The 18576-nt window shown below is 64.8% G+C and carries 14 protein-coding genes; all 14 read right to left on the bottom strand.

All coding sequences use genetic code 11. The features are described 5' to 3' along the window. Nucleotides 1–14: 14 nt before the first annotated feature. Nucleotides 15–380: a hypothetical protein gene (locus tag ALII_RS0109675; protein WP_024587117.1), complete on the bottom strand. Its 366-nt coding sequence runs from the start codon at nt 378–380 to the stop codon at nt 15–17. Nucleotides 381–521: 141 nt separating this feature from the next. After that, entirely contained in the window at nt 522–3032 is a 2511-nt protein-coding gene (gene secD / locus ALII_RS0109670) for a protein translocase subunit SecD (RefSeq protein WP_024587116.1), read from the bottom strand. Between the two features lie 72 nt (nt 3033–3104). Then, nucleotides 3105–3521 carry a hypothetical protein gene (locus tag ALII_RS0109665; protein WP_152529577.1) on the bottom strand — a complete coding sequence of 139 codons (417 nt, stop codon included), beginning with the start codon at nt 3519–3521 and terminating at the stop codon, nt 3105–3107. Nucleotides 3522–3659: 138 nt separating this feature from the next. Next, a complete protein-coding gene (locus ALII_RS0109660; protein ID WP_024587114.1) occupies nt 3660–5546 on the bottom strand; it encodes a sugar phosphate isomerase/epimerase and 4-hydroxyphenylpyruvate domain-containing protein in 1887 nt (628 codons plus the stop codon). Between the two features lie 123 nt (nt 5547–5669). Next, nucleotides 5670–6896, bottom strand: a complete 1227-nt coding sequence (locus tag ALII_RS0109655) for a glycoside hydrolase family 18 protein (RefSeq protein WP_024587113.1) — start codon at nt 6894–6896, stop codon at nt 5670–5672. Beyond that, nucleotides 6886–8247, bottom strand: coding sequence for a polysaccharide biosynthesis/export family protein (locus tag ALII_RS0109650; protein WP_081718955.1), 1362 nt, complete (start codon nt 8245–8247; stop codon nt 6886–6888). Before ALII_RS0109650 ends, ALII_RS0109655 begins: the two co-directional genes overlap by 11 nt. Nucleotides 8248–8276: 29 nt before the next feature. Continuing rightward, the gene (locus ALII_RS0109645) at nt 8277–11492 is read right to left on the bottom strand and encodes a glycosyltransferase (RefSeq protein WP_035449625.1); all 3216 of its coding nucleotides are present in this window, start codon (nt 11490–11492) and stop codon (nt 8277–8279) included. 356 nt (nt 11493–11848) lie between these two features. Beyond that, nucleotides 11849–12751: a LysR family transcriptional regulator gene (locus tag ALII_RS0109640; RefSeq protein ID WP_024587110.1), complete on the bottom strand. Its 903-nt coding sequence runs from the start codon at nt 12749–12751 to the stop codon at nt 11849–11851. A gap of 73 nt (nt 12752–12824) precedes the next feature. Next, complete coding sequence (locus ALII_RS0109635) at nt 12825–13616, bottom strand: hypothetical protein (protein ID WP_024587109.1); 792 nt, start codon at nt 13614–13616, stop codon at nt 12825–12827. Further along, nucleotides 13613–14899 carry an amidase family protein gene (locus ALII_RS0109630; protein ID WP_024587108.1) on the bottom strand — a complete coding sequence of 429 codons (1287 nt, stop codon included), beginning with the start codon at nt 14897–14899 and terminating at the stop codon, nt 13613–13615. Before ALII_RS0109630 ends, ALII_RS0109635 begins: the two co-directional genes overlap by 4 nt. Nucleotides 14900–14906: 7 nt before the next feature. Continuing rightward, nucleotides 14907–15605 (bottom strand): DUF2848 domain-containing protein, encoded by a 699-nt coding sequence (locus ALII_RS0109625; RefSeq protein WP_024587107.1) that lies wholly within the window; start codon nt 15603–15605, stop codon nt 14907–14909. Nucleotides 15606–15635: 30 nt separating this feature from the next. Then, a complete protein-coding gene (locus ALII_RS0109620) occupies nt 15636–16913 on the bottom strand; it encodes a TRAP transporter large permease (protein ID WP_024587106.1) in 1278 nt (425 codons plus the stop codon). Beyond that, nucleotides 16910–17455, bottom strand: a complete 546-nt coding sequence (locus ALII_RS0109615) for a TRAP transporter small permease (protein ID WP_024587105.1) — start codon at nt 17453–17455, stop codon at nt 16910–16912. Before ALII_RS0109615 ends, ALII_RS0109620 begins: the two co-directional genes overlap by 4 nt. A gap of 57 nt (nt 17456–17512) precedes the next feature. Then, a complete protein-coding gene (locus tag ALII_RS0109610; protein WP_024587104.1) occupies nt 17513–18568 on the bottom strand; it encodes a TRAP transporter substrate-binding protein in 1056 nt (351 codons plus the stop codon). Nucleotides 18569–18576: the final 8 nt, after the last annotated feature.

The raw sequence follows: 18576 nt of genomic DNA, 5'->3' as shown, positions 1-18576 counted from the left end.
GCGGCGCAGGACGCTCAGACCGGGGTCGAAGCGGGCGGTGCGCGCGCGTGCGCGATGTGACGGACGGTGCGGACCACGCCGGCGGCCGGGGGCGGCGCGCGCGGGGGGCCGATCGTTGCCAGTTCGGGGACCGGCAGGGGAGCAGGCAAGGCCGCGTCGCCATCGAACCCGACCGGGCCGGCGACAGCCTCTACGTCGCGCTCGCGATATTCCTGTTCCTGCTGGGGGGCGCTGAACTTGTGCGGCGGGGCCGGATCGGCCTTCAGCTCTTCCGACAGCGCAGCCGCGATGTGGATGCCGTTGGCCGGAACGGAGGGCAGACCGGCATAGCCGAGAAGGGCGAGGAAGAGGAGCGTGAACGGCAACGCGCGCCACGTCATGACGCGACGTCCTGCCGGGGCCAGATTTTGCTCCGCTCCTGCCAATGAACCACCATTTGCCTGTGTTTCAAATGGACTTAAAGCACAGGTTGCGCCCTGTCCAGATACGGGTTCCGGACAGGGCCAGTTTGTCGCGACTGCCTACTCGGCCGGCGCCGGCTCGGGTTGTTGCGCCTTGCGGCCCGGCCGTCCGCCGGCCCAGTCGCCGAGGATGAGCAAGATCGGCGCCGCGATGAAGATCGACGAGGTCGTGGCGACGACGACGCCGAACACCATCGGCCACGCGAAGTTCTCCACCGCGCTGCCGCCCCAGATCGCCATCGGCAGGATGGCGAGGAAGGTGGTCAGGGAGGTGAAGACGCAGCGCACCAGCACCTGGTTGATGCTCATGTCGATGATCTCGCGCAGAGACTTCTGCCTGTAGAGCCGCATGTTCTCGCGCATGCGGTCGTAGACCACCACCTTGTCGTTCACCGAATAGCCGATGATCGTCAACAATGCCGCGATTGCGGTCAGATTGAAGTCGAGCCCGGTGAGCGCGAAGAAGCCGACCGTCTTGGTGGTGTCAAGGACGAGCGTGGCGATAGCGCCGACCGCGAAATACCACTCGAAGCGCCACCAGATGTAGATGAGCATGGCAAGGCTGGCGAGCACCACGGCGATGACGCCGTTGCGCGCGAGTTCGCCGCTGACCTTCGGCCCGACCACTTCCGTCCGCTCCACGCTCGCGCCGGGGTCGACGGTTGCGACGGTGCTGCGCAGGAGGTCGATGGCCCGCGTCTGAGCCGCCTCGCCACCTTCCTGGCGCTGCAGGCGCACGAGTACGTTGTTGTCGCCGCCGATGCCCTGCAGCGTGACCTCGCCGAGACCGAGTTCGCTGAGGTTCGAGCGCAGGGTCGCCAGGTCGACATCGCCGGTGGTGACGATCTCGGCCTGGATGCCGCCGGTGAAGTCGATGCCGTAGTTCAGCCCCGGCTTCATGAAGAGGCCGATCGAGGCGAGCGACAGGAAGATCGACATGCCAATGCCCAGATACCGCGCCTTCATGAAGGCGAAGCGCGTTTCGCCGGGCGCGATGCGCAGCGGCGAGCGCAGCACGAGCGTCTTCATGTGCCGGCGGCGCACGATCTCGGTCATCGCGATCCGCACCACGGCGACCGCGGTGAACATCGAGATGACGATGCCGATCATCATTGTTATGGCGAAGCCGCGGACCGGACCGGAGCCGAACATGAAGAGAAGCGCGGTGGCGATCAGCGACGTCACGTTGGCGTCGACGATGGTGGAATAGGCGCGGCTGAAGCCATGATCGAGCGCGGCGAACGCGCTTCGCCCGCGCGCGGTCTCCTCCTTGATGCGTTCATTGATGAGGATGTTGGCGTCGACCGCGATGCCGATGCCGAGGATGATGCCGGCGATGCCGGGCAGCGTCAGGGTCGCGCCGAGGAAGCTCAGCGCGCCGAGCGTCAGGACGACGTTGAGGAAGAGCGCGCCACTGGCGATCATGCCCCAGCCGCCATAGAGCGCGACCATCAGGCCCATGACGAGGCCGAAGCCGGCAAGGCCGGTGACAATGCCCATCTCGATGACGTCGGCGCCGAGGTCGGGACCGACAGTCCGCTCCTCGATGACGGTCAGCGGCGCCGGCAGGGCGCCGGCGCGCAGCAGGGCGGAAAGAACGACGCTGTTCTCGACCGTGAACGAGCCGCTGATCTGGCCCGAGCCGCCGGTAATCGGCTCGCGGATGACGGGCGCGCTCAAGACCTTGCCGTCGAGCACGATGGCGAAGGGGTGGCCCACATTCTGCCGGGTGATCTCGGCAAAGCGCTGCGTGCCGACGCTGTCGAACCGGAACGAGACGATGGGCTCGTTGGTGCGCTGGTCGAAACCGGCGCGCGCGTCGGTCAATCGTTCACCGCTGAGCGCGACACGATCCTCGATCGGATATTGATGGCCTTCCTCGTCCGACATTACGGTGATGCCGGGGCCGGTCGCCTCGCGGGCGACCATGTGGAACGACATCTGCGCGGTCGAGCCGAGCAGTTCGCGCAGGCGCGTCGGGTCCTGAAGGCCGGGAAGCTGGACGAGGATGCGGTCGGAGCCGACGCGCTGAATCGTCGGTTCGGCGACGCCGACCTGGTCGACGCGCTGGCGCACGATTTCGAGGCTCTGGTCGATCGCCTGGTCGACGCGTTCGGCGATGCCGGCGTCGCTCAGGGTGAGCGTGAACCGGTTGCCTTCGCGCCTGACAAGAATGTCCGTCGTCGGCGCGAACGTCGCCGCCTGGACGGGTGATATCAACCCGTCGAGAAGCGGGGCGATCCTGTCGGACGTCGCCGCATCGCCCGCATCGACGACGATGGCGTCGCCCTGGCGGCGAGGCGCTGCGCCGGTGACGCGCTCGCCGCGAAGCACGGTGCGAATCTCGTCCTGAAGCCAGGTCAGGCGATCCTGCTTCAGCGCGGCGGCATCGACCTCGAGCACGAGGTGGGAGCCGCCTTGAAGGTCGAGGCCGAGCGTCACCTGCTGGCCGGCGATCCAGTCGGGCAGGGCGGCGAGGCGATGTTGCGGGATGATGTTTGGAAGCGCGGCGATGAGGCCGCACAGAATGATCAGGGAATAGATGGCGAGTTGCCATTTCGGGGTACGCATGAAGTCGATCCTTGCATGCACGACATCCCGCACGCGGGCGAGGCCGCGGCGGACGAAAATCGTGCAGTTCCGTCAGAGGGTGGCGGAGGGAAGGATCGATGCTGGAGGGGCACGTGCGTCGGCATGGCGCGTTGCCGCCGCTGCAATCGGACCTGCGAGGAGACTGCCGGCCGGCACGCGCCGGAGGGCGAATATTGCGAATTCGGCGTGCGGCGTCGACCCGGCATCCGCAAACCCGTCCGGATCGAGCTTGTGCGTCCGGTTCTGGATCGCATGGCGCGGTCCGGGGGCGGCGGGGTCGAATTCGAGCGGATTGCCGTCGAAGGAGCCGGGGTCGGCAGCGATCGCAGCGCGATCGACGAGGCCGGCGAGCGAACCGTGCCTGGGCCCGGCCGCCTGCGCCGCGAAGAGCGCCACGACGAGCGCCATCGTCGCGGCAAGCACTGCTGCGAAGGCCGGTCTGCGGTCGTGGTTCGTTCGTTTCGACACTGGCTGTCCAGGCTGGCGGGCTGAGCGCCCGGGCACGATCTATCACGCGCTTCGAATTTGACCAAACGATGCGCGAGGATCGATCGATTCAGACTTAGATGTAGCCTCGTGTGCCCAATGGCAATGCTTTGGTCTGTTCTATCGTCTCGGCATTCCGGCGGGGCGCATCAGGCGCTTCTGGGCCGCGATCCTGAACGGCGCGTTGGGTGCGCCGTAGCCCTTGTAGCCGCCGCGCCGTTCGACGATCTCGAAGAAGAAGCCCTCGCCGAACGTGGCGCTGTAGAGCTGGAAATATTCGCCTTCGCCGTCGCGGTCGTAGAGGATGTTCGCGGCGCGAAGCCGGTCCGCGAAATCGGGATCGAGACCGAAGCGGGCTTCGAGATCGTCATAGTAGTTCGGCGAAATCTGCAGCGTCGCAAAGCCGCTTTCGACGAGACTGGCGGCGGTGGCGAAGATGTCGTCCGACGCGAATGCCAAATGCTGGACGCTCGAGCCGAAGCTTTCGGCAATGAAATGCCCGGCAAGCGTTCGCCGGTTCTCGGCACCGTTCAGCGTCAGCCGCAGCGCACCGTCCTCGCTCTCGACCACCTGACTGCGCACGAGGCCGGCCGGATCGACGACGTCGACCATCGGCAGCTTCCGCGTCTTCAGGATCGACGTGTAGAAGAGCAGCCAGGTCAGCATCTCCTCATGTGCCATGGTCTGCGCGACATGATCGATGCGTGTCAGTCCCGCGCCGCCCCGGTCGTCGCCGGTCGCATCGAATTCGACGTCCCAGACCCGGGCGAGTTCGGAGCGCTCGTCGAGGAAATAGATGACGCCGCCGCCGACGCCGCGAATGGCTGGAATGGCGAGTTCGCCAGGCCCGGGGCGCTGTTCAAAGATTTCCGCGCCGAGCGCCCTTGCCCGCGCCACCGTGGCCGCCGCGTCCTCGACCTTCAGGCCGATTGCATAGGCCGAGACGCCGTGGACGAGGTAGGATGAATGCGCGAAGCCGCCCTTGTCCGTATTGACGACGATGTTGATGCCGCCCTGCCGCCAGAGCGCGACGTCCTTCGACTTGTGCCGCGCGGTCTGCGCGAAGCCGATCGTCGACAAAAGCGTGCCCAGTTCCTCCGCTTCGCCCGGTCCGGCCGCGAATTCCACGAATTCGACGCCCTCGACCGCGATCCGGTCGGGCATTTTCGGAACGCTGATCGCGATGCCCGACTCCTTGCGCGCGACCTGGTCCATGAGATGGACGAGCGAGCGCCTGCCGTCGACGGCGATCGATTTCGGCGAGCCGCCGCGGAACTGGTCGTTGAAAATCTCGAGCGAAAGCGGCCCGTCATAGCCGGTGGCGGCAACGGCACGCATGAAGTCGGTGACCGGCAGATCGCCCTCGCCGGGCATGTTGCGGAAGTGCCGGCTCCAGTAGAGAAGGTCCATGTCGATCTTGGGCGCATCGGCAAGCTGGACGATGAAGATGCGGTCGCCGGGAATGGCGCGGATCGTCTCGACGTCGATCCTTCGCGCCAGCGTGTGGAAGGAATCGAGGATCAGGCCGATGTTCGGATGATCGGCACGGCGAACGATCTCCCAGGCGTCGCGGTGGTCGTTGATGTGGCGACCCCAGGCGAGCGCCTCATAGCCGATGCGGATGCCGCGCCGTGCCGCCCGTTCGCCAAGTTCACGAAAATCGTCGGCAGCGCGGTCGATGCCGCCCAGCGCGACCGGTGAGACGTTCGAGCAGACGAGCATCAGATCGGTGCCGAGTTCTCCCATCAGATCGAACTTGCGATCGGCCCTGTCGAACCCCCGCTTGCGCTGCGGCTCGGGCATGCCCTCGAAGTCGCGGAATGGCTGGAACAGCGTGATGGTCAGCCCATGGTCGCGCACCATGCGCCCGACTTCGGCAGGCGATCCGTCGAAGGCGAGGAAATCGTTCTCGAAGATCTCGACACCGTCGAACCCTGCGGCCGCGATGGCGGCGAGCTTTTCCTTCAGGTCGCCGCTGATCGAGACGGTCGCGATCGAGGTCTTCATGCCGATTGGTCCTTTCTGGTCAACGTGCCATTCGACATGGCCACCGGTGTGCCGCAAGCGTCCCTCCATATAGCGCGGCGCAAGCGAAATCGATCACGCATTGCGTCTGCGCGGGCACCGCGATCATTGTTTCGGCTGGTTTTCCCCGGCGGCCACATCGTCGAAAATTGCAAGCGATCGTTCGCTCGCGCCGCCAAGGTGCCAGATCATGACGCCGGCCAGCGAATGCTGGCGAGCATAGGCCGCTTTCGCCGCCAAGGATTGCTCGTCCTCATGGCTGATCCAGATTCCTTCGTTTCGATTGAAGAGAAAGGGAACCTTGGCCTCCTCGCTCCAGTGACGGGTGAAGCCCTTGGCTTCCAGTTCCATTTGTCCAAGCGTCCGCAAGTCGAGCCCGTCCGCCGCCCAGTCGGGCGCCGCCGCGGCGTCGGCAGGGCGTAGAAAGCCGTCATTGGTCGTGTTCACGCCTCCATATGCGCGTGCGTAAAGCGGGATGCCCATGACGATCTTCGATGCCGGAACGCCGGCCAGGCGCAGGGAGGTGATGCTTGCATCGACCGTTGCCAGTGGCGTGGGATCATCCTTGACCGGGTATAGCGGCGCGTTGAAATGGGTGTAGGGCGATCCGACGTGATAATCGTATGTCATGATGTTCAGCGTATCGACGAGGCCGGTCATCCTCTTGAGCTCGACATTGCCGGTGATGGCGACATTGGCGGAGAGTGCGGCCATCAGGCCATATCGCCGATTGTTGAACTGGCCGAGCTTGTCGAGCTGCTCTCGAAATTCCTGCATGAGCAAGGTGAAGTTCGCCCGGTCTTCGGGCGAGCGGCCGTTGTCGGGCAAGCCGCCGTCGACCGGATACTCCCAATCGATGTCAACGCCATCGAAAAGGTCGGGATACGCCTCAAGGAAAACCCGGAGCGTCGAGCGCACGAAGCGCTGCCGGCCTTGCTCGCTCGAAGCGATGCGGGAAAAATGGGCGGAGCCGTTCCAGCCACCAAGGGAGATCAAGACTTGCAGGTGGGGATGACGCGCCTTGAGCGCTTCCAGCGCGGCGAAATTTCCACCCTCGTCCGACCCGGAATCGCAAAGGCCGATATCCGCGCACGGATCGCCAAGTTCGGCCTTGCCCTCGGCGGTCACCGCGCCGAATGCATAGAGAATGTGCGTCAGCCGACTGGCGTCGATATCGGCGATCTCGGTGCCGTCGCCATAAGCGGTCCACGACGCGAAATAGCCGATGACCGAGAATTCGCGCGCGTGCCGGCTTTCGGTGCCGGACGCCTGCGCCATCGATGCCGCGGCGACAAGCAGCAGCAGCGCGCGGAGGAAGCCCCTAATGCACAAGGCGGGCACTTTCCCCTGATGATGACGGGTCGCGACGCTGTATGTTCAGCACATCTCCCGGTCGAAGCGGCGACAGAAGGTCTCCTTCCGTATTCATGATGCCGTCCGTGGTGCGCCGGACGATCTCGACGCGCAGCTCCGCTGCCGCTCGATCCTCGTCTCCGACGGGCAGACTGCGCAGTGCCTTGACCACGTTCTCCATCAAGGACCGCGTCGTTTCCTCCTCGGTGATCGACTGCCTGGTCGCAAGGAACGCCCGTTCGGTCGCGATGCGATAGTCGGTCAGGGCCCGCGCGTCACGGTGGCGGGTTTCGACCAGCGTGCGCTCCACCCGCGCCAGCATTCCGCGCAAGTCGTTCCATGTGCTGCGTGCCAGCACATACTCGTCGCGCACGATGTTGACGTTCTGGTCGGTGGTCGTGCCGCGGGCGCGCAGGTCCTGCATGAAACTCAGCCGTTCCGCTTTGTCCTGAAGCGCCGTCTCGGCATCGGCGAGGCTTTCCGCCAGGATGGCCCGTTCGTTATTGAGCGACACGACGACGCCGGCGGCAGCCGCGCTTTGCGAAACGAGCTGCTCTTCTTCGAGGTCGCGAACAGCCCGCTCCTCTGCGATCAGGCGATCGGCGGCAGGCCTGCCGGACAGTTCGACCAGACGCTGCATGGCTCCCTCATTCGAACTGCCCTTTTCCTCTGCCAGAACCGTCAGTCGCGCCAGAAGGCGGGCGAGGCGATTTTCCGCCTGGGCGATACGCTCTCGCTCGCGGGCAAGGTCGACCATGCGCCATTTGTCGGCGCCGCCCTGCACGGCCGCCCCGCCGGCCAGAGCCAGTGCGTGCAGCGCCGTCATTCCCGGACTGTAGCGGAAAACGCCGGATTGAGGCAGGTCGCCCGTTACGTAGATCGGCTCGCGCTCCAGGAGTTGGATCGCCACGGCGACCCTGGCGCCCAGCCTGCTTGCAAAACTCGTCTGAATGGCCGTTTCGAGTTGCGTGACCGTCGCGCCGAACGTCGCTATGCCGCCCACCAGAGGCAAAAAGATACTGCCGTCTTCCTGGACGACATAGCTCCCGGTTATCTCGGAGCGCTCGACGAGCGACATCAGTGCCGGATCGCCAGGTTTGCTGCTCGCCGCCGCGAAGTTTTCGTAGACGGTGATTTTCAGTTGGTCGCCCAGGACGAAGGTATCGCCTTGGAGCCGCTGGCTCGTCTCGCTCGTTGCCAGGACGGTGGCCGTATTGCCATACGCATCGGTCGCAGTCGCTTCGGCCGGGATCGCGAAGAGCGCGATCGACAGCGACAAGGCCAAGGGCGCCGGCATCGTCCTGGCGAAGAATCCGCATCCAGTCTTCATATCGTCTCTCCTCCTCGATAGCGTCAGCGTTAAGTTGCGGGCCTCAAGATGCGACCTGTACGCGCGAGCTTGCCCCACCCGACGAACGTGCCCTTCAAGGCAGCGAGCAGTGCGCGGATCGCAACGACGTAAAGGAGTTGCCGGTAGGACACGCGCTGCAGGACGACGAGCGGCAACAGCCGCCACGCGCGCAGATCGCCATTCAGCGCCAGACCGACACCGGCGGTGAAGAGTTCGACCGCCTGGAAGAGCGCCCAATAGGCGGCGAGAAGCTGAAGCGTCTGGCTATCGATGGGAGACATCGCGCCCGTCAGCGACAGCGCCATCGCGAGGATGATCCAAACGGTCAGGATGTCCATCAGCGGTGCGATCAGCGTGAAGGCGAACTGAAGCGCGATGTTCGGCAGGATGATGAGGGAAACGCCGCTGGGGCGAGCCGCGATGGCGCCGATATGCTTGAATGCCACCTGCAATGTCCCGAACATCCAGCGAAAGCGCTGCTTGAGGAAGGCGCGCAGCGTCTCGGGGGCTTCGGTCAGTGCGATCGCACGAGGCGCATTCACGACCTTCCACCCGGCGCGCTCGATCGCGACCGTCAGGTCCGCATCTTCGGCGAGCGTGTCGGTCGCGTAGCCCTGGACTTCCTCGACTGCGGTCCGCCGCCAGGCACCGATTGCGCCGGGCACCACACCGATCGCGTTGAACAAGGCAAAGGCGGTGCGTTCGAGATTCTGCCCGATGATGTATTCCAGGGACTGGAAACGGGTGAGCAGGTTGACGGCGTTGCCGACGATTACGCGCCCGGCGACGGCACCGATGGCGGGATCGCCGAAAGGCGCGACCAGATGTTCGATCGCATCGGGCTCGAGCACGGTGTCGCCGTCGATGGCGACGACCACGTCCGCCCTCGTCTGCGCAAAGCCATAGTTGAGCGCGCTTGCCTTGCCGCCATTTTCCTTGCGCAGCACCCGGACGCGCGGGTCGGCGGGGAAGGTCTCGCGAACGATGTCGCTCGTCCGATCCGTGGAGCCATCATCGATCACGGTGACGACGATCCGGTCGGCGATCGTCGCCGTCAACAGGCCGCGTACCGTGTTGCAGACGACCTTTTCTTCATTGAACGCCGGCACCAGTACGACAATGGACCCTTTGAACGCCGGCACGGCCGCGCGTGACTGGCGGCGCGTTTGAACGAGCGCGGCCACGATGATGAGGAAGAGGCGGGCGGTTCCGATGATGACCGCCGCAATCGCAATCGTGGGCAGGATGTCGACGACGCTCAGGAAACCGCCGACGAAGGCCGAGCGTATCGCCGACTGGGCGCTAACCGTAAACGTTTCAGGCATGTAGGGCGTCATCATGACGTCACGGGGCACGCCGACCAGTTCATGCGTGGCGACGAAGCGGTAGCCGTCCTTGCGCAATTCCTCGAGGATCAGCGGCAGCGCCTCGACGGTGGCGCTGCGATCGCCACCGGCATCGTGCAGCAACACCGCATTTCCTTCGCCTGCACGCACGGCGCGGATCACCCGATCGGCGATCTGCCGCGGCGTCCAGATCATGTAGTCGAACGCGTCCACGTCGATACCGCCGAACAGGTAGCCCATGGACGAGGCTGTGACCGAGAGGTTCGGCGCCGTTTCCAGGTAGCCGTATCCGGTCATCGCGAAGGGTGGGCGGAAGAGTGCCGAGCGAATGCCCAGAACGTCCTCGAAGACCCGCTGGGTCGCCGTCAGTTCCGCGGAGATGCGATCCGTGCCGGCCAGGTTGAGGTCGGGATGCGAGAAGGAGTGGTTGCCGATGTCATGCCCGTCATCGAGTATCCGGCGGGAAATGGCCGGGTGCTTCACGACGCGCTGACCGATCAGGTAGAAGGTGGCCTTGGCGTCGTGCTCCTCGAGAATGTCGAGAATGCGCGACGTCCAGACCGGGTCGGGGCCATCGTCGAATGTCAGAGCTACCGCAGTCGCGTCGGTCGCCGGCCAAAGCGCAAGCGCGGCCTGTCTGGGTTTTTCCTCGATGGTTTGCGCCACGATGAGCCCGAGCGCGGGCTGGTAGGAGATCGCGCGCGTTCCTGAGCTTGCCTGGCGGCCGGACAACAGGACGCCCTTCGCATTTTCGAACGCGCCGAAACCGGGTTCGATCGACCGCAGGCTTTCGAGCGCCTGATCGTCCGGCAGCTTTCCCTTTCCCATGATTTCGTAGACGCCCTGGTCTTCCCAACCCAGCCGCCACAAGGCCAAACCGCCGACCGACGCCGCCAGTGCACTTCGCGCCTGATTGAAAAAGCTGACCGCGTCGTTCATCCAGACGCGATGAAAATCACCGTCCGCGCCGCGGTAGTCGAAGACGAGGTTCAAGGTGGGCGTGTCGAAGACAATCGGCGCATTCGCCCGGCTGGCGATCTCCCAGGCCTGCTGGACCGACAGCTCCGTCTTGCGGGCACGAGGTCCCCAGTCGATCGCCATCGAGCCAAGGACAGGAATGAGCTTGCTTGGGGGCGCATGGGCCGTATAGGCCCGCAATTGCTGTTCGAACCAGCCCTGACTGGCTATGGGGCCTGCAATGGCCGAACTGGCGTCGCGGTGATACAGGGGCAAAAGAACGTATTCCACCTGATGGACGATCCGCGCCAGTTCGGCTGGCGTCTCGTTGCTCTCGGCCATGTAGAGCAGTCCGCGCCCGTCAGGTTCGAGTGCGCGGCGAAGGTCCTCCAGAAAAGCCGCCATCGCCCTCGGGTCGCGGACGCTCGCGGATAAGCCGACGGTTATGCCGTCGAATCCTTGTTCCTGGACGGTCTCCAAGACCTGCGCCACCAACGTGGCTCGAAGGGTCGGCATCGCCATCGCCATCGCAGTTTCGCGCGGCGACAAGGTGCTCAGCAGGAGTGGGTACAGCTTGACGCCCCGCGCCTCACGCTTGAGCCAGTCATAGGCCTTGCCGCGTCGCGCAGTGCTGGTCACCATCTCGCCAGTTGCGGAGCGCAGTTCCAGCCATTCGGGGATCAAGCCGTCGAGGTGCGCCGCGTTCCGCTTCAACGAGTTCAGGGCGCCGGTATCCTCGTCCCGGAACATGGCCAGCCGCATCGTTTCGCGGGCACGTTCAGGCACCATGCGGTTGTTGCTGGGCTGGATCGCCGGCTCGCCGATCGCGCGCAAAGCCTGGATCGGCCCGGTCGAGGTCGGCGACGCCGTCGGGCGCTCCGCTATGGTCATCGTCGGGGCGAACAGGACGCTCAACGCCACGGTTATGACTGCAAAAACAAGGGCTATGAGGATTGTTAGGAGGGCGAGATTGACCGCGGTCCCCCTTAGACCTGTCGAATCCGAAAATACAGGCGCGGTTCTTGCCATCGAATACAGGTCCCCGGCACGAATTCAAACATTCTGCGCCACAAATCCTGTTAATCCATAGACAAAAGTATCTAATCTAATTCGGTCAAATGAGTAGTTCAAACAAGTGATGTTCGCGAAGGAAATAAACAATCGGCTGGCGAACATGTAATCAATGTTGCGTGATCAATTCCAAGGAATGCCGCATCTACGCGCTTGTTTGTTTTTGGATCAAGCGGAGATTTCGGAGCGGGTACATCAGTTTATCGTCAAACTCGCGCACTCTCGGGCGACTGCGCGCGGGCGACGCGGGCGGCGATGTCGACGACGAGTTCGACGGCGAGCGTGTCGGGCGATTCCAGCCAGCTTGCGCAGAACGAAAGCTGAGGCATCCGCACATCGGACTGGATCAGCTCCAATCGTCCCGAGTCGAGCTCTTCCTTGACCAGTTGATAGGGGATGACGGCGACGCCGATCCCTTCGAGCGCGAGATGGACGACCGTCGCCATCGATGCGCTGGCATGCAGCTTGATCGCCGGCAGATCGGGGCGATTGAAGAGCGATTTCACCAGCTCATAGGGCTGGGTCTTGCGTGCGAAGGTGATGATGGGAAACGTCGCGAGCTGACGGATGTCGGCCGGGTTGGGAACCTTCATCGCCGGGCTCGCAATGAAACCGACCGCATATTCGCACAGGAGACGGTTGCGCAGGAGCGGCGCGGTCAGAGGACCGAGCAGGAACGCGATATCGATTTCCTGCGCCAAAAGGCGCGCGCGCAAAGAGGGGGAGATATCGACCTCGATCTCGACCGACAGATGCGGATAGCACCGGTTCACCTCCTTGATGAAGTCCGGCAGCCATGTGTGCACGATCGTCTCGGCGACGCCCAGCCTGATGATGCCGCGGATCGCCGCGGTGTCGCGCAGCGCTGCCAGCATCTCGGCCCGCATGCCGATCATCTTTTCCGCATAGCCGAGCACCTGCCGGCCGCGCGCGGTGGGCGTGATGTTGCGTGCTTCACGCGTCAGGAGCTTGAAGCCGAGTTCGTCTTCGAGCTGCGCGATCCGGTGCGAAATCGCCGGCTGGGTGGTGTTGAGCTTTTGCGCAGCGCCGCGAAAGCTGCCGAGCGCCACGACCCAGACGAAGGTTTCCAGCCCCTTGAAATCAACCATCCAGCCTCAGCCCTGCGCTATGCTCAACCCAGCGTACAATGGTCATCGCCAATGCGGGAACGCAAGCAATCCATCATGTGGGCCGACGCCGGGCGATGACGGTCAAGGCAATGGTGATTGCAAGAGATGCCAGGAGAGCCGCGCCGAAGGCCTGCCATTGCCCGATCGTTTCGCTCGTCACTGCCAGCGCGAGGCAAAAGCCCGCCAGGCTGACGACGCCGACAAGACCGGCATGGGCGGTCTGGCCGGCGATTTCGGCGCCGTGGTCGAGACGCAGCGACAAGAGGATGACGCAAAAGCCGATGGGGAACGCCAGCAGCGTTCCGGCAAGCGACGCGCCGAGGCGCGACGCGGCGAATGTCACGCATCCCACCAGCATGCCTGCCGCGATGCCGCGCAGGATCAGGAGGCTCCAGCGTGCGGGCGAGGGCGCGCGCCTGTCGGGATCGACGAAGCGGAGGCCGACCAGACGTGCAAGGAATGTGGTGAGCGCGAACAAAGCAGTACCGGCCAACGGGTCGTGCGGCACGAAGGCCAGCGGAATGGCCAGGACGCACCAGGCCGCGATGGCGGCGGCCGTGGCGCCCGCTGCTCCAAGGCGCGTCGAGGCGACGACGAACGCGCCGAGGAATATCTGCGTCGCGGCGAGCGAATAGATCGCTCCCGATGCGCTGGCGGCGACGAAGTCGGCGGAATGTTCGCGCAGCATGAAGAAGAAGCCGGGCGCGAGCACGATCGGCAGGCCGATGACGACGCCGCCGATCGTCGGGCCGAGCCGGGCGGCGATCCAGGCGACGAAGACGACGACGAAGGCCGTGGACGCGGCCCTGATCGCGAATTCGGTCCACTGGCCGGCATCGCTCATGCGTCGAGGATGGCTTGCGCCTTCTCCGCGAGGTCCAGAACGCGCCAGTCGGCTCCGCCGGGCGCAAAGAGCGTCAATCCCGTCGCGAGCTTCTGGTCGCCATGCATCGGCAGCGTCGCCGCGCAGCCGTCGAGGAAATTCACGGCCGACGGATTGCGCAGCATCGATGCGTTGAGCCTGTCGAAGTCGGCTTCGACGTCTGCGATCAGCGGCGCGACCGTGGGTACGGTCGGCGCAACGAAGGCATCGAAATCCCGAGCCAGAATCTCGAACGCGGCAACGGCGTCCTTGCGCTTGGCGTGGGCATCTTCCACGTCGGACGCGCCAAACCCTTCGGCTGCGCGAATCCGGCTCAGGACGCGCGCATCGCCGACCGTTTCCAATGCGCCGAGCCTGTCCTTGTGGATCGCATGCGCCTCGGTCGCGACGAGGATGCGGTTGACGCTGCCGAAACCTTCGAGCATCGGCAGGTCCACGTCGACGAGTTCGAACCCGCTAGCCGCAAGGCGCGCGAGGGCCAGGTCGAAATCACGGGCAACCTGCTCATCGAGCCCTTCGGTCAGAAGGCCGCGCGCAACACCGATGCGCGGGCTGCGGACGGTGTCGGCGTCCGGGCGCTGCGTCTGCGACAGAACCGCGTAGACGGCTGCGCACTCCGCAATCGTGCGGGCAAGCGGTCCGATGCTGTCATAGGTCTGCGACAGCGGAAATGCGCCGTCGAGCGGCACCGATGCCTGCGTCGGCTTGAAGCCGGAAAGGCCGTTGAGCGCGGCCGGAATGCGCACCGAGCCGCCCGTGTCCGAACCGAGCGCAACGTCGGCCAATCCGAGCGCGACGGTGACGGAACCGCCCGACGTCGATCCACCGGTGATACGCGCGGGGTCTAGCGCATTGGAGGGGTTGCCGAAATGCGGGTTCAGCCCCACGCCCGAATAGGCGAATTCGGACATGGTGGTGCGCCCGAAGGCAACCGCGCCCGCAGCTTTCAGCCGCCGGACGGCTTCGGCATCGCGCGCCGCTGCCGGTTCGCTGCCGAGAATGGTCGAGCCTGCCGTCGTGGTGATGCCAGCCTCGTCGAACAGATCCTTGATCGAGACGAGCAGGCCGGCCAGAGGTTTGCGGCCTCGCCCCGCATCTGCATCGAGCGCGCGGGCCTCACCGATGATGCGCGCGGCGTCGAAGCTGGTGAAGATCGACGCCCGCATATCGGGCGCCAGCGCCATTGCGCGATCGATGGCAGCGCGCGCGCGATCCTCGGCGCGAAGGGGCGAATTGTCGTTCATGCGGGCCTCACGAAATGACGGGCAGGGGGGTCATCTCGTAGCAGTGCTCGATCGTTCGGCCCAGCCTCTCGTCGATCATTTCCATGCGGAAGAACCGCGACGGGCGCACGCCGCCCGACAGGACGGCGAAGGTGCCGCACATCATCGCGGTGCCCGCGTCGAGGCGCAGCGCGCCGGATGCGGCAGGCGACGAAGCCACCAGCTCGCCCAGCGGACGGATCGAGGCGAGCTTGCCGTCCTGATAGGGCGTCCATTCGGCGTTCTCGTCGTCGCGGACGAAGGAACGGATGCGGATGTCGTCGAGATGACCTTCGACCTCGTCGAACGGCCACAGGACGGGCGCGACCGGCTTGGCGCAGATCTGCTTCGACAGTGCGACGGAATGGGTTTCCAGTTTGCGGTCGGTGTGGTCCGAGCCAAGACCGAGATAAAGCCGCGTCCCGTCGTCGACCAGCACCGGCTCGGCCTCGCCCGACGACGTGCCGTCGACGGTTTCGATCGTTTCCTGCGTGGTCAGGAGGCTGGCCGAGACGCGGTAGAAGAGCGGCACGGTGCTCGGCGGCGGAACGCCGATTTCCTGCAGTTCTGCGATGTGGTGGTTGACGGCATCGGCATTGCGTCCGGTCCAGCCGGCGATGATGCCCCGGCTGATGTCGATGGATGCCTTGCCGTGGCCGGCGATGTCGAATTCAAGTCTGTTGGTCATGTGTTTTCCGTGACTTTCGAATGAGTGCGATCAGGCCGGCGCGAAGAACAGGGCGATGCTCGGGAATGCGACGAGCAGGACCACCATCAGCAGCATGACGAAGACGAAGGGGATGACGCCGATCATGACGTCGCTCAGCCGGCCGCTCTTTCGCGCGCCCTGCACGACATAGAGGTTCAGCCCGACGGGCGGCGTGATCAGCGCCATTTCGATCAGGACGATCAGCAGGATGCCGAACCAGACCTTGTCGAAGCCGAGACCGGCGATGATCGGGACGACGATCGGAATGGTCGCGATCATCAGGGCCAGCGTCTCGATGAAGAAGCCGAGCACGATGTACATCAGGATGATGACGAGCAGCATGCCGTAAGGCCCGAGGCCGAGGTCGTTGAGGAAGGTGGTCAATTGACGCCCGAGCCCGGTCGCTCCGAGCGCGTAGTTGAGGAAGTAGGCGCCGACGATGACGAACATCACCATCGACGTGGTGCGGATGGTGCCGAGAAGGGCGGCGCGCATGTTGGCGAGCGTGACCGCGCCGTGGAAGGCGGCGATGACGAGCGCCATGGCGACGCCGATGGCGGCCGCTTCGGTAGGCGTCGCCCAGCCCCGATAGATCGAGCCGATGATCACGGCGAAGACGAGGAAGACGGGGATCAGATGCGGCAGACCGGCCAGCCGCTCGCGCCAGGTGAAGGAGCGGCTCGGGCCACCCAGTTCCGGCTTGATCTTGCAGATGATGGCCGTGATCAGCATGAAGCCGAGAGCCATCAGGAGACCGGGAATGATGCCTGCCATGAAGAGTTGCGGCACCGAGGTCTGGGTCAGGAAGCCATAGACGATCAGGTTGATCGAGGGCGGCAGCATGATGCCGAGCGTGCCGCCGGCCGCGATGGCGCCGGCGAAGAGCTTGGGATCGTAACCCTGTTTTTCGGCCTGCGGCATGGCGACGGTCGCAACCGTTGCCGCCGTTGCGACCGACGAGCCCGAAGTTGCCGAAAACATCGTCGCCGTGCCGATATTGGCGTGGACGAGGCCGCCCGGCAGCCAGGAGAACCAGGTGTCGAGCGTCGCATAGGTGCGTTCGGCAATGCCCGCCCGCACCAGGATTTCGCCCAGAAGGACGAAGAGCGGAATGGCGATCAGGAGAAAGCTGTCCGAGGACGAATAGACCATCTGGCCGAGGCCCCGCATCAGCGGCAGCGGCGAGAAGAATGCGTCGAGACCAAATCCGAGGATGAAAAGTGCGGCACCTACCGGGATGGAAAGCGCCAGCAGAACGGCGAGACCGATCGCGACATAGGTGATCATGAAACTTCTCCCGTTTCCAGCGGAATGCCCGAGAGGTCGGTGACGAGGTTCCACTGCCGCGCGAAGGCGAGGATCACCGTGCAGACCAGCATGACGGACGCCGTCAGCGTCATCCACGCCCATCCGGCAAACCAGATCACCTGCGGAATCCACAACTGGATCGCCAGGGGCGTGTTGGATCGCGAGCCGCGCTCGACCGACTTGGCGAGAACGTCATAGGCATAGTAGGCGACGAGCACCGCCACGCAGAGCACGCTCGCAAGCGCGATCACATCGAACAGCGCGCGGCCGGGCGCAGGCAGTTTCGCGTGGACGATGTCGATGCGCACATGGGCACGCTCGACCAGCGCGTAGGAAAAGCCCCAGGTCGCGATGCCGGCCATGACGTAGCCGGCAAGTTCGTCCGCGCCGCCGACGCGAAAGAACGGAATGCGGCGGCCGACAACCTCGGAAAGGATGAGGGCGACGGTGATCATCAGAACCACGCCGCAGATGAGCGCGATCCAGCGGTTGAGTGTTTTCACGAGATCGGCGATACGCATCGCCGACCCCGCAAGTGACCTTTGTCCAGACATCGCGTCGCCCTCGGTTCCTCGCCTTTACTGGGCGATCGTCACGTCGAATTCCGCGCCGATGCTCTCGTTCCACCGCGCGGCCCAGTCGCCACCGGCGCGTTCGGCCCAATCGGGCAGGATCGTTTCTTCAAGAACCTGCACGGCACGTGCCTTGTCTTCTTCGGAAAGCTCGACCAGCGTCATCGAAGCCGCCGCGCCCGCCGCGCATTCGCCGCCGGTCAGGCAGGCGATGTCACGTTCCAGCGCGCCGCCCGCATCCGCCCATGCCTTCGCCTCGAACTCGGTCGCGACCTGTTCGGTGAGGAAGGTCTGGACGGCCGGATCGAGGGCCTCCCAGGCGTCGAGATTAACGGCGGTGATGACCGGGTCCCAGCCGCCGAGCGGCAGGTTGACGAGATGGGTCGAGGATTCGAACCAGCCCGACGCATAGCCCGAGCCGGCGCCCGTGACCGCACAGTCGATGACGCCGCGCTCGAGCGCGCCCGGCACTTCCGAGAACGCCATCGTCACGCCTTCGGCGCCAAGCGCTTCGAGGAAGAGCGAGGTCATGCGGCCCGAACCGCGGATCTTCTTGCCCTCGAGGTCGGCCAGACTGGCGATTTCCGCGTTGCAGAAGACGATCTGCGGCGGATAGGGCGCGATGGCGAGGGCGTGGGCATTGAAGCGGTCGCGCATGATGTCCGCCACCATCGGCTTGGCGGCTTGGGTCATGCGCTGCGCGGAATCGGCGTCGGTGGCGATCAGCGGCACGTCGAGGCCTTCGAGTTCGGGCGCGTCGCCGACCGTGTAGTCGCCGACCGTCATGCCGACGTCGAACACGCCGTCACCGAGCATGCGGAAGACGTCGCCGCCGGTCACGCCCATCTGGTCGAACGTGGTCATGTTGACCGTGATCTTGCCGTTGGAGGCAGTCGGAACCGTCTCTTCCCAGAATCCGCGCTCGAATTCCTGGTAAAGCGGAAGATTGCTCCAGCTTCCAACGACGTTGAGCGTCGTCTCGGGCAGGTCCTGGGCGGATGCGGCGAAGGTGAGCGGAGCGATTGCGGCGCCGGCAAGAAGCGTGCGGATGATGGCTTTCATTTTCAGTT

Origin of the sequence: Aliihoeflea sp. 2WW (assembly GCF_000497755.1) — a bacterium.
Lineage (GTDB): Bacteria > Pseudomonadota > Alphaproteobacteria > Rhizobiales > Rhizobiaceae > Aliihoeflea.
This window is presented reverse-complemented; position numbering and strand designations above follow the sequence as displayed.